The following is a 15,200-nucleotide window of genomic DNA, read 5'->3' as shown; positions in this document are numbered from 1 at the left end:
AGATCACCCCGATCTGCTAAAATGGACACCGTGAACAACGTTATCGAACTGAAAAACACCGGCCAGCGCGCCCAGTTGCGCGAGGCGCAACAGAAACAGACGCTGATCCGGTTGTGGCGTGAAGACCTCGAACACGGCAGCTTCTGCGGTTACGTGGGCGGGGTGGGGCGGGAGTTCTTCCTGCTCTGGGTGGTCGGCGACGGCATCACCTACGACGGCATGTACGTGATGCGGCACCGCGACATCTCCGAGCTCGAAGCACCCGACAAGCACCATGCCTTCTTCGAGAAGGCGCTGGCGCTCAAGCACATCCTGCCGCGGATGCCGCGCGGCTTCCCGCTGGACAGCATCCGCGAGGTAGTCCAGGCCGCCGGCGCCCAGGCACCGGTGATCGGCGTGCACGTGGACAGCGAGGACGAGTCCGAGGTCTGCTACATCGGCCGGCTGGTCAGCGTCGAGGACGACGGCTTCTACATGCAGGAACTCAGCCCGGACGCGGAGTGGATGCGCGAGGTCTCGTTCTTCAGCTGGGACGAGGTCTCCACCATCAGCATGGAAGACAGCTACGCCCAATCCCTGCTGGCTGTGGCCGGCCCCGCCCCGGCCCTGCTGCCCGGCGACGCCAGCGGCCTCGGTCGCGCGCCCTCGCCCTGAACCCCTCCTCCCGTAGGAGCCCGCTTGCGGGCGATGCCTTTTTGGCCGGGAATCGGGAATCGCAAAAGCATTAAGAGCATCGCCCGCGGGCGGGCTCCTTATGTGTCGATTCTCCTCGGAGGTTGGGGGAGAATCGCCGACTGATCATCGGTGGGAACGGGGAGACGCCGTCGGGCTCCTCTGGCTTCGCGCCTGCGCCGTAGATTCGCGCCCCCGTTCCGTTTTATCTGCCGCAAGCTGCAACGGTATCTTAGGCCCGCCCCTGGCGTGAGCCTGCACGTGTAAGGATCGGCTTGGCGGATCTTCGATGGTCGGACACCTGAACCGAACGAGGATTGGCTGATGACAGAATCCATGGTTGGCATCGACGTGGCCAAGGCAACCTTTGACGTGGCCGCGCCGCTGGAACCGAAGGGCAAGTACCGCACCAAAGCGAAGTTGCCGAACACGCCCGCCGGCTTCACCTTGCTGAGCGACTGGCTGGATCGCCACGTGCCGGGAGCGGCGGTGTGCATGGAAGCGACGGGCGTGTATCACGAAGCATTGGCCACTTTCCTGGTCGAGCGCGGCGTGACCGTTTACGTGGCCAACCCGGCCCAGGTCGCCGCCTATGCCAAGAGCGAGTTGTCGAGGACCAAGACCGATCATGCCGATGCCAAGCTGATCGCCCGCTTTGCGATGGCGCAGTTGCAGGTAGGCACCACCTTGCGGCCGTGGGTGCCGCCCACGCCCGCCCAGCGCAAACTGCGCGCCCTGATCCACCGGCTGAACGATCTGGAGGGCATGCGCCAGATGGAACGCAACCGACTGGACGTCAGCGATCAGGCGGTGCGCGGCTCCATCGCCGACGTGATGGAGACATTGGACGCCCAGATCGCAGAGCTGAAGAAGGAAATCGACAACCACATCGACTCGGATCCGGACTTACGCCGCGATGCCGGCCTGCTGACCTCCATTCCGGGGATTGGCGAGCTGACGGCGGCCTTCATGTTGGGCTGTGCGGGCGACCTGCGCCGGTTCGACGACCCGCGCAAGCTCGATGCCTTCGCCGGCATGAATCCCGCCATCCGCGAGTCGGGCAAGTGGGTCGGTCAAAGCCGCCTGTCCAAGCTCGGTCACGCCTTGTTGCGCGCCAAGCTCTACATGCCGGCGATGACGGCGATCCGCCACAACGTCGCCGTGCGCGCCTTGTTCGATCGACTGGTCGCTCGCGGCAAGCCACGCAAACTGGCGCTGGGTGCCGCCATGCGCAAGCTGCTCCACCTCGCTTGGGGGGTTATCCGCTCAGGTAAGAATTTCGACCCCAGCATCGCGCTTGCCTGACGGACGGCAAGACGGTATCTACGGGGTCGCGGTCGCACCCAACTCGTCGCGCCAACGGGTAAGCTTTCGGATTCATCCTGAAAGCCCGTCCGCCGTGGAGCACGCATGAGCCGCATCGTCGTCGTCGGCAGCATCAACATGGACCTGGTCACCCAGGCGCCGCGCTTCGTCGGCCCCGGCGAGACCATCCTCGGCAAACGCTTCCTTACCGTGCCCGGCGGCAAGGGCGCCAACCAGGCGGTTGCTGCCGCGCGGCTGGGCGCCGAGGTCGCCCTGGTCGGCGCGCTCGGCCGCGACGCCTTCGGCGACCAGCTGCACGCCGGCCTCGCCGCCGAACACGTCGACCTGACCCACGTCGCGCGCCTCGACGACAGCGCCAGCGGCACCGCCTCGATCACCGTCGCCGGCGGCGAGAACCAGATCATCGTGGTGCCCGCCGCCAACACTCGCGTCACGCCCGCCCACGTCGAAGCCGCGCGTTCGCTGCTCGAACGGGCCGACGCCGTGCTGGTGCAGATGGAAATCCCGCTGGAAACCGTCGAAGCCACCGTGCGCCTGGGCCACCGCCTCGGGGTGCCGGTGATCCTCAATCCTGCCCCCGCGCAAAAACTGCCCACCGACTGGCTCAAACTCGCCCGCTACGTCACCCCGAACCAGCACGAGCTGGCGATCCTGCTCGGCGCCGATCCCACCGAAGACTTCAAGGCGCTGATGCAACGCGCCCCATGCCCGGTCGTGCTCACCCGCGGCGGCGAAGGCGCCTGGTATCGCGAACAGGGCGAACCGCTGCACCAGCCCGGCTTCAAGGTCGACGTGGTCGACAGCACCGGCGCCGGAGACACCTTCAACGCGACGCTGGCGGTATTCCTGAAAGAAGGCCTGGCCGCAGCGGTACGCAAGGCCTGCGCGGCCGCCGCGCTGTCGGTGACGAAGCTGGGCGCGCAGGGCGGCATGCCCACCGGGCGCGAGCTGGACAGGTTCCTCGCGTAGCGGCGCCGACGGGCTATTTGCCGATGCAGAACGAACTGAAGATCGCGCCGAGCAGGTCGTCGCTGCTGTAGTGGCCGGTGATTTCGCCCAGCGCGTGCTGGGCCTGGCGCAATTCCTCGGCAGCGAGTTCGCCGGCGCGGGTGGTGGCAAGGATGGCGGCGGTGCGATCGAGATGGTCACGCACGGACTGGAGGGCGAGCACGTGGCGGCGTCTGGCGCTGAAGGCGCCTTCGCCGCTGCCGGCGCCGGCGACGTGCTTGAGGTGGTCGCGCAGGAGATCGAGGCCGTCGCCGGTTCTGGCAGAGGCCCATAGCCAGTAGACGCTTTCGCGCCATTCGTCATGCGCGGCGAGGCCGTCGCGGTCGATCTTGTTGACCAGCACGATGCGCTCTACCTGGGACGGCAACGCGGCGAAGAAGGCGAGGTCGGCGCCGGCGTGCGCGGCGGCGGTGACCAGCAGGGCAACGTCGGCGCGTTGCAGTTCGCCGTGGGCGCGGCGCACGCCTTCGCGTTCGACTTCGTCTTCCGTATCGCGCAGGCCGGCGGTGTCGGCCAGTTCCAGCACGATGCCGTCGAGGCTCAGGCTTTCGCGCAGCACGTCGCGGGTGGTGCCGGCGATCGGGGTGACGATGGCACGGTCGCTGCCGGCCAGCGCGTTGAGCAGGCTGGATTTGCCGGCGTTGGGGCGGCCGATGATGGCCACCTTGAGTCCGTCGTTGAGGCGCACGCCGCGTTGCGCTTCACGCAGCAGGTCGGCCAGTTCGCGGCGCAGCTTGGCGAGTTGCGCGGTGATGGCGGGGTCGGCGAGGAAGTCGATTTCCTCTTCGGGGAAATCAATCGCCGCCTCGACGTGCACGCGCAGCGCGATCAGCGCTTGCAGCAGCGCGCCGACCTTGCGCGAGAACACGCCTTCCATCGATTGCAGCGCTGCCCGCGCACCGGCCTGCGAGCGGGCAGCGATCAGGTCGGCGACGGCTTCGGCCTGGGCCAGGTCGAGCTTGCCGTTGAGGAATGCGCGTTCGGTGAACTCGCCTGGGCGCGCCAGTCGCGCGCCAAGTTCGCAGCAGCGGCGCAGCAATGCGTCCAGCAGCACGGCGCTGCCATGGCCCTGCAGCTCCAGCACAGGTTCGCCGGTGTAGGAGGCGGGGGCGGGAAAGTAGAGCAGCAATCCGCGGTCGATCAGTTCGCCGGCGCCATCGCGAAACGCGGCGAAGTGGGCATGGCGAGGTTGCGGTGCGCGGCCGAGCAGGGTTTGCGCGATGGCTGGCGCGGCGGGACCGGAGACGCGCAACACGCCGACGCCGGCCGCGCCGGGGGCGCTGGCGATGGCGGCGATGGTGTCGGTGGTCTCGGTGGTCTCGGTGGTCATGGGACGAACTTTACAGGGCGGTTTCGGGTTTGAACGGGGGGTGCGATGTCCTTCGACTTCGCCGCTGCGCGACTACGCTCAGGACGAACGGTTTGGGGAGTAAAGACGATCTCCCTGAGCGTAGCCGCGCAGCGGCGGAGTCGAAGGGTCCGCGACGTCAGCAACCAGAAACGAAACAGCCGCGGCGGGGCAACCGTCGCGGCTGTGTGTCGTCCATTCGGCGATGGGTCAGGCCGCCTTGGCCTTGGGTTCGCCTTCGCGATCGATGTGGTGGGTCACCCACCACTGCTGGCCCAGCCCGACCAGGCCGTTGACCGCGTAGTACAGGCACAGGCCGGCGGGGAAGAAGGCGAACATCACGGTGAACAGCAACGGCATCACCTTCATCATCTTCGCCTGGGTCGGGTCCATGCCCGCGGCGACGGGGTTCAGCCACTGCGTGCCGAGCATCACGATGGCGTAGATGATCGGCAGGATGTACCACGGATCGGGCGCGCTGAGGTCGGGAATCCACAGGAACGGCGCGTGGCGCAGCTCCAGGCTGTACTCGAGCACGAAGAACAGGCCGTAGAACACCGGCAGCGTGATCAGCACCGGCAGGCAGCCGCCCATCGGGTTGACCTTCTCCTTCTTGTACAGCTCCATGGTGGCCTGCTGCATCTTCTGGCGGTCGTCGCCGTAACGCTCCTTCAGCGCCTGCAGTCGCGGCGTCAGCTTGCGCATGCGCGCGCTGGAGCGGTACTGCATCGCGGTGAGCTTCCAGGTCAGGCCCTTGATCAGCAGCACCAGCAGGATGATCGCCACGCCCCAGTTCCTGGTGATCGCGTGGAACTGCGACAGGATCCAGTGCATCGGCACGGCGATGGCCTTGAACATGCCGTAGTCGATGGTGAGGTCGAGCCCGGGAGCGATCGCATCGAGCGTGCCCTGCCGGTTCGGGCCCACGTACAACCGCGCTTCGGTGGTCAGGCTCTGCCCGGCGGCCACGTTCAGCGTCGGGCTCATCGTGCGGATCAGGTAGCGCGGGTGGGCGCTGTCCGGATCGATGGTCTGGGTGACGTAGTGGTTGGTCTGGCTGGCCGGCGGAATCCACGCGGTGACGAAGTACAGGCGCAGCATCGCCGCCCAGCCGCCCTTGATCTCGCTGTCGAGCGCGTCTTTCTTCTCGCCGAAATCCTTGAAGCCGAGCTTCTCGAACTTCTCGCCGGTGTACCAGGCCGCACCGATGAAGCTGCGCTGCTCGGGATCGGTGTAATGGCTGAACCAGCTGGACGGTTTGGGCGGCGCGATCCGCTGCAGTTGCTGGTAGGCGTTGCCCTGCCACGGCGTGTTGCCGCCGTTGTCGATGCGCTGGCTCAGGCCCACCACGTAGCTGCCGCGTTTGAAGGTGTAGGTCTTGGTGACCGCCAGGCCGGCGGCGTCGCGCCAGGTCAGCGCGACCTGGAGTTCGTCCTGGCCCGGCGCCAGGGTGTAGCTGGTCTTCTCGCTGTGGAACAGCGCCAGATGGTTGGGCTGGTCGGCCGGCGCGGTGTCGCTGCTGCTGACCAGGCCGTTCTGCGCCACGAAGTAATGCGTGGGGCTGTTGTCCAGCAGCACGACGGGCGGCGGGGTGGGGTTCTTGTGGGTCGGCGCCTGCTGCGGGTAGGCCAGCAGTTCGGCGTGCACCAGGCTGCCGCCGCGGGTATCGATCGTGAGGTGCAGGACGTCGGTGTCGACCGTGATCAGCTGCGCGCTCGCGGGTGCCGATGGCTCATGGGTAGCGACGGTTGCCGCCGTGCTCGAAGGCGCGGCGCTCGACGCGACCGCCATCGCGGCGGGAACGCTGCCGTCCGCCGACGTCGGGACGGCCTGGCTGGCGGTGGCTGCAGGGGTCGGCGCCGGCTTGGGTGCGTGGTCGTTTTCCCAGGCCATGAACAGCAAATAGGCCACGGCCAGCAGGGCAAACAGGAGGAAGTTGCGCGTTTGATTCATCGCGTAGCAGATCCGGGTAACGCCACGACTCGAGGGTCTCGCCGCGGAAGCTTGGAAAAAGGTCAGCGCTCGATTGTGGGGGGACCGTCGATTCGCTTCAATGGTTCGGCCGGGTCAGCCGCGCGGGCCGGCAGCTTTTGCCACAGGGCTTCCAGCTCGCCCAGCAACTCCGGCCCGGGCACGCCGGCGGCCTGTTCGCGCGCCATCACCATCAGGTCGATCGCGGGGAGGCGGTGGCGCACGCGCCGGAACGACTCGCGCACCAGACGCTTGATCCGGTTGCGCTCCACTGCGCGCTTGGACACCCGCTTGGAAATGGCCAGGCCCAGCCGCGCGCCGCCCAGCTCGTTGTCGCGATAGCGCAAATGAAAACAGCGGCCGCCTGCGCGTCCGCTGCTGTTTCGCAAGGCGGCGAATTCACCGGGCCGACGCAGCCGCGCCTCGCGCGGCAGACCGGCGCTGGACATCACGCCGCGCCCGATTACGGGATCAGGCGCTTGCGGCCCTTGGCGCGACGGGCGTTGATCACCTTGCGGCCGTCGGCGGTGGCCATGCGTGCGCGAAAACCGTGGGTACGGGCGCGCTTGAGCTTGCTGGGCTGGAAGGTCCGCTTCATGGGTTGCTCCGAAGGGAATGTGAGTAAAAGGTTGGAGAGTATGTCCGGTCGGGGCCGCGGCTGTCAAATCGCGCCAGCTCGCGCCTTGCGCGACGCGGCGACGGCGCCGGTCCGGCACCGCGGGGGCTGCTGCTAGACTAGCCCATCACCCTGCGCGCAAGCGCCCCAAGTCGTGGTTGATCGAATTCATGAGTGATCTGTGGCGGCGCTGCCTTGAGCGTCTGGAAGGCGATCTGAGCGCCGAAGACCTGCACACCTGGCTGATGCCGCTGCAGGCGCGTGACGATGCCGACGGCTTGCAGCTGTTCGCCCCCAATTCCTACACGCTGGACACGGTGCGCCAGCGCTACCTGGCGCAAATCGAGCAGGTACTGGGGCAGCTGGCTGGCCGCGCCATGCCGGTGCGGCTGGAGGTGGGTTCCAGTGTACGTCGGGCGGAGCCGGCCAAATCGGCGGCAGCCACGCCCACCCGGCCCGCCCCTGCGGCGGCGACGCAGGCGTTCCACCACAATCTCGACCCGCATTACACCTTCGAAACCTTCGTCGAGGGCAAGTCCAACCAGCTCGGCAAGGCCGCCGCGATGCAGGTGGCCACCAACCCGGGGCGCGCGTACAACCCGCTGCTGCTGTATGGCGGCACCGGCCTGGGCAAGACCCACCTGATGCACGCCGCCGGCAACCTGATGCTGGAGCGCAACCCGGGTTGCAAGGTGATGTGCCTGAACTCGGAGCAGTTCGTCGGCTCGATGATCGAGGCCTTGCGCGCCAAGAGCATGGACGAGTTCAAGCGCCGCTTCCGTTCGGTCGACGCGCTGCTGATCGACGACATCCAGTTCTTCGCGGGCAAGGACACCACGCAGGAGGAATTCTTCCACACCTTCAACGCGTTGTTCGAGTCCAAGCAGCAGATCATCCTCACCTGCGACCGTTATCCCAAGGAAGTGGACAAGCTGGAGCCGCGCCTGAAGTCGCGCCTGGGCTGGGGCCTGAGCGTGGCGATCGAACCGCCGGATTTCGAGACGCGCGCGGCAATCTTGCTGTCCAAGGCACACGACAAGAGCGTGGCCATGGACGAGAGCGTGGCGATGCTGCTGGCCAAGCGCATCCGCTCCAACGTGCGCGACCTGGAAGGCGCGCTCAACACTCTGGCGGCGCGTGCCAACTTCTACGGGCGGCCGATCACCACCGATTTTGCCGAGGAGACCCTGCGCGACCTGCTGGCCACGCACGCCCAGGCGGTCACCATCGCCAACATCCAGAAGATCACCGCCGAATACTTCAACGTGCGCCTGCAGGACCTGCTCTCCAAGCGGCGCGTGCGCTCGCTGGCGCGGCCGCGGCAGATCGCGATGACCTTGTCCAAGGAACTGACCGAGCACAGCCTGCCCGAGATCGGCGAGGCGTTCGGCGGGCGCGACCACACCACGGTGATGCACGCCTGCAAGACGATCCGCAAGTTCCTCGAAACCGACGTGCGCATGCGCCAGGACTGGGAACAGTTGATCCGCACGCTCACCGGTTGACGCGCGCGTGGGCGGGCCTGCGCGCCGGGAATGCGCGAGAATGCGGGGCAAGTTGGGGCCAAGCTGTGGATAATGGGTGGATGAATGGACCTGCCAGGTTATCCACAAGTCATGCACTGCCTGGCCGGCCTGCACTGCACACAGAAAATAGATCGTAACAAGTTGATTTTGCGGACAAAAAACGACAAAGACCGGTTCTCCACAAGTACAACAACAGCCACTACACTTCTTTTCAAAAGAAAGAACAGCAGGTAAAGGGAAGCCCACCATGCAATTCAGCATCCAACGTGAAGCTCTGCTCAAGCCGCTGCAACAGGTAGTGGGTGTGGTCGAACGGCGCCAGACGCTGCCGGTACTGGCCAACTTGCTGTTCAAGGTGGCGGACGGTCAGGTCTCGCTTACCGGTACCGACCTGGAAGTCGAGATGATCGCGGTCACCGAGGCGGAGAAGCTCGCAGACGGCGAGATCACCATCCCGGCCCGAAAGCTGTTCGACATCGTGCGCGCATTGCCCGACGGCGCCCATATCGAGCTGAAGTTGAACGGTGACCGCGTGGCACTGCACGCCGGACGCAGCCGGTTCACGCTGACGACGCTGCCGGCCAGCGAATTTCCCACGGTGGATCAGATCGAGGTGGTCGAGAAGGTCAACCTGCCGGAGGAGGTGCTGCGCGACCTGATGGAGCGCACGGCGTTCGCCATGGCCAACCAGGACGTGCGCTACTACCTCAACGGCATGCTGCTGGACCTGCAGGAACACAGCCTGCGCTGCGTGGCCACCGACGGCCATCGCCTGGCGATGAAGCAGACCGAGCTGCAGAGCTCGGTGAGCACCCGCCGCCAGATCATCATCCCGCGCAAGGGCGTCAACGAGCTGATCGGCCTGCTGGAAGGCGGTGACGGCGAGGTGGAGCTGGAGTTCGGCCGCAACCATCTGCGCGTGCGCCGGGGCAATGTCACCTTCACGTCGAAGCTGATCGACGGTCGTTTCCCGGATTACGAGGCGGTGATTCCGCTGGGTGCGGACAAGACCGCCACGCTGGACCGCGAGGTACTCCGCGGGGCGCTGCAGCGCGCGGCGATCCTGTCGAACGAGAAGTATCGCGGCGTGCGGCTGGAGCTGTCGCCGGGCAAGCTGCGCATCGTGGCGCACAACCCGGAGCAGGAAGAAGCCGTGGAGGAGGTCGAGGCCGACACCCATGTCTCCGACCTGGCGGTGGGCTTCAACGTGGGTTACCTGCTCGATGCCCTCGCGGCCCTGCGCGGCGACAAGGCGCGCTTGAGCCTGCGCGATGCGCAGTCCAGTTGCCTGGTGCAGGAGCACGACAACGAGCAGGCGCGCCATGTGATCATGCCGCTGCGGCTCTGACGCGGCTCTCGTGGTCGTTGCGATCAGGCGTCGTCACCAGCAGCGCCGGGGTCTCCGCAGGGAGCCCCGGCGTTGTCGTCTGGGGTGTCGGTCCGCATGAGGCTGGAACAGTTGCGTATCTGCGGCTTGCGCTGCCTGACCGATGTCAGCCTGGCGCTGGACCCGGCAATCAACGTGTTCATCGGCGACAACGGTGCCGGCAAGACCAGCGTGCTGGAGGCCGCTTTTCTGCTTTCGCACGCACGCTCGTTTCGTTCCGGCGCGCGCGAGGCGCTGGTGCAGCGGGGCATGGCGCAACTGGCCTTGTTTGCCGAGGTGCGCCACCGCGATGAGTCTGATGTCGAACGCTTGGGGCTGGGGCGTTCGGGCGCGCGCTGGGAGGCGCGTATCAACGGCGAGGCCGCGTCGATCGGCGAGCTGGTGCAGGCCTGCGCGGTGGTCTGCTTCGAGCCTGGCTCACATGCGCTGATCGCCGGCCCGGCCGAGGAGCGTCGGCGCTATCTCGATTGGGGCGTGTTCCACGTGGAACAGGATTTCCTGGCGCTGTGGCGTCGCTGCCAGCGCGCGCTGAAGCAGCGCAACAGCTTGCTGCGCGCGGGAGTGACGCCGTCGGATGACCTGTGCGAACCGTGGGAACGGGAGCTTTCGCAGGCCGCAGAACGCATCGACCTGCAGCGCCGCGCTTACCTGGACCGCTTGCGACCTTGCCTCGAAGTCAGCATGGCGGCCTTGCTGCCGGAGTTGGGCGCGATGGAACTGCGCTACCGCCGTGGCTGGTCGGACGAGCTGCCGCTTGCCGATCAATTGGCGACGCAGCGCGGCCGGGATCAGGCGCGGGGGCACACCAGCCTGGGTCCACACCGCGCCGATTGGACGCTTTCTTTCGAACGGGCCCCGCTGCGCGAGCACCTGTCGCGCGGCCAGGAGAAGCTCGCTGCGCTGGCCTGCGTATTGGCGCAAGCTACCCTGTATGCACAGGAACATGGCGACTGGCCGGTGGTGTGCCTGGACGACCTTGCCTCCGAGCTGGACCAGTCGCACCAGGCGGCTGTGGTGGCCGAACTGCAGGACGTCCACGCCCAGGTGCTGCTGACCGGCACCGAATTGCCGCCGGCATTGCAGGCGACCTCCGCTCGCGTGTTCCACGTGGAACAAGGCCAGATAGCGCGCCTGCTATAATCGAAGGGTTGCACCTTTCGCAGGTTGCATAACCCTTGCCCGGCCGATCACGGCGCCGCGTCGGGCCGGGTCGCTGGCGCCAGGAAACGACCTTCGCATGAACGAACCCCTCAACGAATCCCACTACGATTCGAGCAACATCAAGGTACTCAAGGGCCTCGAGGCGGTGCGCAAGCGCCCCGGCATGTACATCGGCGATACCGATGACGGCACCGGCCTGCACCACATGGTGTTTGAGGTCGTCGACAACTCGATCGACGAAGCCCTGGCCGGCTACTGCGACAGGGTCGTGGTCATGATCCACGAGGATGGTTCGGTCAGCGTCGCCGACAACGGTCGTGGCATCCCGGTCGACATGCACCCGGAGGAGCACCGCTCCACCGCCGAGGTGGTGATGACGGTGCTGCATGCCGGCGGCAAGTTCGACGCCAACTCCTACAAGGTCTCCGGCGGCCTGCACGGCGTGGGCGTTTCTGTGGTGAACGCGCTCAGCGATCACCTGTGGCTGACCATCCACCGCGACGGCCATGAATACCTGCAGGAATACTCGCTCGGCGAGCCGCTGTTCCCGCTGAAGGAGGTCGGCCCGTCGGACAAGCGCGGCACTGCCGTTCGTTTTCTGCCCAGCCCGGCCACCTTCACCAGCAACATCGACTTCCACTACGAGATCCTCGCCAAGCGCCTGCGCGAGCTGGCCTTCCTCAACTCCGGCGTCACCATCGAGCTGAAAGACGAGCGCGGGGAAGGGCGCTCGGACACGTTTGCGTACGAGGGCGGCATCCGCTCCTTCGTGCAGCACCTGTCCCAGATGAAGACCCCGCTGCACCCGAACGTGATCAGCCTGACCGCGGAGCAGGACGGCATCGTGGTGGAGGTGGCGATGCAGTGGACCGACTCGTACAACGAGACGATGTTCTGCTTCACCAACAACATCCCGCAGCGCGACGGCGGCACCCACCTCACCGGCTTCCGCGCCGCGCTGACCCGCTCGCTGCAGAACTACATCGAGAAGGAAGGCCTGGCCAAGAACGCCAAGGTCGCCCTGTCCGGCGACGACATGCGCGAGGGCATGATCGCGGTACTGTCGGTCAAGGTGCCCGACCCGAAGTTCTCCTCGCAGACCAAGGACAAGCTGGTCTCCTCCGAGGTCAAGACGGTGGTGGAGCAGGTCGTCAACGAGAAGCTCGGCGAATTCCTGCTGGAGCACCCGAACGAAGCCAAGGCGATCGCCTCCAAGGTGGTCGACGCCGCCCGTGCCCGGGAAGCCGCCCGCAAGGCGCGCGAGATGACCCGGCGCAAGGGCGCGCTGGACATCGCCGGCCTGCCCGGCAAGCTGGCCGACTGCCAGGAGAAGGATCCGGCGCTGTGCGAGCTGTTCCTGGTCGAGGGTGATTCCGCCGGCGGTTCGGCCAAGCAGGGCCGCAATCGCAGGACCCAGGCGGTGCTGCCGCTCAAGGGCAAGATCCTCAACGTCGAGAAGGCACGCTTCGACCGCATGCTCGCCTCGGCCGAGGTAGGCACCCTGATCACCGCGCTCGGTACCGGCATCGGCAAGGACGAGTACAACCCCGACAAGCTGCGCTATCACCGCATCATCCTGATGACCGATGCCGACGTCGACGGCTCGCACATCCGCACCCTGCTGCTGACCTTCTTCTACCGCCAGATGCCCGAGCTGATCGAGCGCGGCCACATCTACATCGGCCTGCCCCCGCTGTACAAGGTGAAGCAGGGCAAGCAGGAGCTGTACATCAAGGACGACACTGCGCTGAACGACTACCTGATCTCCAGCGCGGTGGACAACGCTGCGCTGGAGTACAGCCCCGAGGCGCCGCCCATCACCGGCGAGGCGCTGGAAAAGCTGCTGCGCGGCTACCAGAGCGCGCTGGACCAGATCGCCCGACTGGCACATCGTTTCGACCCCGCGGTGCTCACCGCGATGCTGGAGCATCCGCCGCTGGTGCCGGCGCTGTGGGCCGATGCCGAGGCCATGCAGGGATGGCTGGACGCCGTGACGCTCAAGCTCAGCGCGAGCGGGCTGGGCAAGCCGCATTACACGTTGCGCCTGCGACCGGCACACGCCGCCGCCGCCGGCGCGGCGCAGCCGGCGGCCATCGAGGTGATCCGCGAGCAGCATGGGCTCAGCCACACCTGGTTCCTGCCGCAGCCGTTCTTCGGCAGCGCCGAGTTCCGTCCGATCCTGGCGATCAGCCAGCAGATCGCCGGCCTGGTCCAGCCCGATGCAGTGGTGCGCCGGGGCAATGCTTCGCGCGGCATCCTCCGCTTCGTCGACGCCCGCAACTGGTTGCTGGAGGAGGCCAAGAAGGGGCGCAGCATCCAGCGCTTCAAGGGCCTGGGCGAAATGAACCCGGAGCAGCTGTGGGATACCACGGTCAACCCGGAAACCCGCCGCATGCTGCAGGTCGGCATCGAGGATGCGATCGTCGCCGACCAGATGTTCTCCATGTTGATGGGCGAGGCGGTCGAGCCGCGGCGTGATTTCATCGAGGCCAACGCGCTCAAGGTTGCCAACCTGGATATCTGACGAGGCACCACCGGCGCCTGCCGTGACGTGGCAGGCGCCGGCAGCCGGTGATCGCCGACCGCCGCTGAGCAAGGCTGGGGGCGCGGCCTTCGGCGACACTTTGTTTGTGTCTAACCTGTTGATCTGAAAAGATCTTTTATGCCGCAGCGCAACTTGTTATCCGGGCCCGGATAGGGTTACGCTGCAAGACCCGCCTGTTTGCGTCGACACGTACCGGCCTTGCGATGAGGAACCCCATGAAACAGCTTCGAAGCTTCACTCTGCTGGCCACCGCGGCCTTGCTGCTTGGTCTGCTCGCCAGCCCGGCATGGGCCCGGAAGCAGCACGACGACAAGTCCAAGCAGACGAGCGAGTACCCCGACAGTACGCGCACCGCGCCGAAGCTCGACCTCACCAAGACGCAGGACCAGAAGCAGCTGCAGGAAGGTTTCGATGCCCTCAACAAGGGCGATGCCGCCACGGCCGAGGCGACCCTGCAGAAGCTGCTCGACGACAGCAAGAGCAAGTACGCCCAGGCCATGGCGCTGCGCGGGCTGGCCGTGCTCAAGTACAACGCGCAGGATTTCAAGGCCGCGATCGGCCTGCTGCAACGCGCCCTGGACAACGGCGTGCTGCCAAACGACGACTACTTCGCCATGCAGTACATGATGGCTGTCGCGCAGCAAGCCGACGGGCAGTACCAGGCCTCGCTGGACACCCTCAAGAAGTGGCGAGCCGAGGGCAAGAAGGAAACTGCCGAATCGTATGCCGTCGAAAGCAACGACCTGTATCGTCTGGAGAAGTACCCGGAAGCCATCGCGGCCGTAAAGAAGGCCAAATCGCTGACCGACAAGCCCGAGCCGCAGTGGGACCAGATCCTGATGGCAAGCTATGCCGCCAGCGGGCAGAACGACCAGCTGGTGCAGATGGCGCAGGACAACCTCGCCGCGCATCCGGATGACCCGAAGGTCGTCGAGGCCGCCATCCAGGCGCTCCAGCAGGCGGGGAAATACCCCGAGGCGATCAAGGTCATGGAAGATGCCCGTGCCAAGGGCCTGCTCGGCAACGAAGCGGACTACGTGCTGCTGGCTTCGCTGTACTACAACCAGGCGCTGTCCAGCGACGAACCCAAGCCGATGGCGGACAAGGCGATCGCCGTCATCAAGGAAGGCATGAGCAAGCAGATCATGCAGCCCAGCGCGGAGAACTACGTGCTGCTGGGCAAGGCCGACTACGTGGCCGGCGACATCCCGGCGGCCACGCAGGCGTTGCAGAAGGCGCTGCCGCTGGCCACCGACGGCGAGCCCGCGCTGCAGATCGCCAACATCGAACTGACCAACAACCATTACGCCAAGGCCAAGACGATGGTCAACCAGGCCATCAGCAAGGGCGTGAAGCACATGGGCAACGCCTACCTGGTGCTGGCCGAGTGCGAGCGGGGCCTGAACAACAAGGCTGCGCGCGTCGCCGCATTGAAGAAGGCCGCGCAGGAACCGGAAAGCGCTGACCGGGCCAACGAATTGCTCAAGAAACTGGGAGCTGCAGGCAAGTAGCCATCCGGTATGGCGCTGGCGAAGGTGGACGTCCATTTCACGCCCCGCCAGCGCTATACAAAAGCCATGGCGTGTTGTAACGTTGAAAACCTTTCACTGCGCATTGTTTCAGCAAACCCGTGGCGGGTT

Annotated in this window: 12 protein-coding genes; 8 read left to right on the top strand and 4 right to left on the bottom strand. The window is 66.2% G+C overall.

Annotated elements, in window-relative coordinates; translation table 11 throughout:
- The first annotated feature begins 21 nt into the window (after positions 1–21).
- The 3 genes from ACVCL9_RS13885 (at position 22) to rbsK (ending at position 2,967) form a co-directional block, all read left to right on the top strand.
- Positions 22–654 carry a hypothetical protein gene (locus ACVCL9_RS13885; protein ID WP_447097689.1) on the top strand — a complete coding sequence of 211 codons (633 nt, stop codon included), beginning with the start codon at positions 22–24 and terminating at the stop codon, positions 652–654.
- Positions 655–996: 342 nt separating this feature from the next.
- On the top strand, positions 997–1,977 hold the full coding sequence (locus ACVCL9_RS13880; RefSeq protein ID WP_447097690.1) for an IS110 family transposase: 981 nt from the start codon (positions 997–999) through the stop codon (positions 1,975–1,977).
- Between the two features lie 105 nt (positions 1,978–2,082).
- Positions 2,083–2,967, top strand: a complete 885-nt coding sequence (gene rbsK / locus ACVCL9_RS13875) for a ribokinase (protein WP_447097691.1) — start codon at positions 2,083–2,085, stop codon at positions 2,965–2,967.
- A 13-nt stretch (positions 2,968–2,980) separates the two neighbouring features.
- On the opposite strand, the gene mnmE is transcribed toward rbsK, so the two are convergent.
- From mnmE to rpmH, 4 genes are all read right to left on the bottom strand, one after another.
- The gene (gene mnmE, locus ACVCL9_RS13870; RefSeq protein WP_447097692.1) at positions 2,981–4,336 is read right to left on the bottom strand and encodes a tRNA uridine-5-carboxymethylaminomethyl(34) synthesis GTPase MnmE; all 1,356 of its coding nucleotides are present in this window, start codon (positions 4,334–4,336) and stop codon (positions 2,981–2,983) included.
- Positions 4,337–4,564: 228 nt separating this feature from the next.
- Positions 4,565–6,307, bottom strand: a complete 1,743-nt coding sequence (yidC, locus tag ACVCL9_RS13865; protein WP_447097693.1) for a membrane protein insertase YidC — start codon at positions 6,305–6,307, stop codon at positions 4,565–4,567.
- Positions 6,308–6,369: 62 nt separating this feature from the next.
- The gene (gene rnpA, locus ACVCL9_RS13860) at positions 6,370–6,774 is read right to left on the bottom strand and encodes a ribonuclease P protein component (RefSeq protein WP_395120766.1); all 405 of its coding nucleotides are present in this window, start codon (positions 6,772–6,774) and stop codon (positions 6,370–6,372) included.
- Between the two features lie 14 nt (positions 6,775–6,788).
- Positions 6,789–6,923, bottom strand: a complete 135-nt coding sequence (gene rpmH, locus ACVCL9_RS13855; protein ID WP_007809828.1) for a 50S ribosomal protein L34 — start codon at positions 6,921–6,923, stop codon at positions 6,789–6,791.
- A 188-nt stretch (positions 6,924–7,111) separates the two neighbouring features.
- Here rpmH and dnaA point away from each other — a divergent pair, with 188 nt between their 5' ends.
- The 5 genes from dnaA to ACVCL9_RS13830 all read left to right on the top strand — a co-directional run bounded on the left by dnaA (position 7,112) and on the right by ACVCL9_RS13830 (position 15,071).
- Positions 7,112–8,446 carry a chromosomal replication initiator protein DnaA gene (gene dnaA, locus ACVCL9_RS13850; RefSeq protein WP_395120765.1) on the top strand — a complete coding sequence of 445 codons (1,335 nt, stop codon included), beginning with the start codon at positions 7,112–7,114 and terminating at the stop codon, positions 8,444–8,446.
- A 268-nt stretch (positions 8,447–8,714) separates the two neighbouring features.
- Positions 8,715–9,815 (top strand): DNA polymerase III subunit beta, encoded by a 1,101-nt coding sequence (dnaN, locus tag ACVCL9_RS13845; protein ID WP_395120764.1) that lies wholly within the window; start codon positions 8,715–8,717, stop codon positions 9,813–9,815.
- Between the two features lie 96 nt (positions 9,816–9,911).
- Positions 9,912–10,994 (top strand): DNA replication/repair protein RecF, encoded by a 1,083-nt coding sequence (gene recF, locus ACVCL9_RS13840; protein WP_447097694.1) that lies wholly within the window; start codon positions 9,912–9,914, stop codon positions 10,992–10,994.
- Positions 10,995–11,091: 97 nt separating this feature from the next.
- Entirely contained in the window at positions 11,092–13,539 is a 2,448-nt protein-coding gene (gene gyrB / locus ACVCL9_RS13835) for a DNA topoisomerase (ATP-hydrolyzing) subunit B (RefSeq protein WP_447097695.1), read from the top strand.
- A gap of 236 nt (positions 13,540–13,775) precedes the next feature.
- Complete coding sequence (locus ACVCL9_RS13830; RefSeq protein ID WP_447097696.1) at positions 13,776–15,071, top strand: tetratricopeptide repeat protein; 1,296 nt, start codon at positions 13,776–13,778, stop codon at positions 15,069–15,071.
- Positions 15,072–15,200 lie beyond the last annotated feature (129 nt).

The organism is Rhodanobacter sp. UC4438_H5, from assembly GCF_052978405.1.
This window is presented reverse-complemented; position numbering and strand designations above follow the sequence as displayed.

Excerpts from the sequence above, each read along its gene's own strand:
- ACVCL9_RS13885 (WP_447097689.1), top strand. The coding sequence starts at position 22 with ATGGACACCGTGAACAACGTTATCGAACTGAAAAACACCGGCCAGCGC.
- ACVCL9_RS13880 (WP_447097690.1), top strand. The coding sequence starts at position 997 with ATGACAGAATCCATGGTTGGCATCGACGTGGCCAAGGCAACCTTTGAC.
- rbsK (WP_447097691.1), top strand. The coding sequence starts at position 2,083 with ATGAGCCGCATCGTCGTCGTCGGCAGCATCAACATGGACCTGGTCACC.
- mnmE (WP_447097692.1), bottom strand. The coding sequence starts at position 4,336 with ATGACCACCGAGACCACCGAGACCACCGACACCATCGCCGCCATCGCC.
- yidC (WP_447097693.1), bottom strand. The coding sequence starts at position 6,307 with ATGAATCAAACGCGCAACTTCCTCCTGTTTGCCCTGCTGGCCGTGGCC.
- rnpA (WP_395120766.1), bottom strand. The coding sequence starts at position 6,774 with ATGTCCAGCGCCGGTCTGCCGCGCGAGGCGCGGCTGCGTCGGCCCGGT.
- rpmH (WP_007809828.1), bottom strand. The coding sequence starts at position 6,923 with ATGAAGCGGACCTTCCAGCCCAGCAAGCTCAAGCGCGCCCGTACCCAC.
- dnaA (WP_395120765.1), top strand. The coding sequence starts at position 7,112 with ATGAGTGATCTGTGGCGGCGCTGCCTTGAGCGTCTGGAAGGCGATCTG.
- dnaN (WP_395120764.1), top strand. The coding sequence starts at position 8,715 with ATGCAATTCAGCATCCAACGTGAAGCTCTGCTCAAGCCGCTGCAACAG.
- recF (WP_447097694.1), top strand. The coding sequence starts at position 9,912 with ATGAGGCTGGAACAGTTGCGTATCTGCGGCTTGCGCTGCCTGACCGAT.
- gyrB (WP_447097695.1), top strand. The coding sequence starts at position 11,092 with ATGAACGAACCCCTCAACGAATCCCACTACGATTCGAGCAACATCAAG.
- ACVCL9_RS13830 (WP_447097696.1), top strand. The coding sequence starts at position 13,776 with ATGAAACAGCTTCGAAGCTTCACTCTGCTGGCCACCGCGGCCTTGCTG.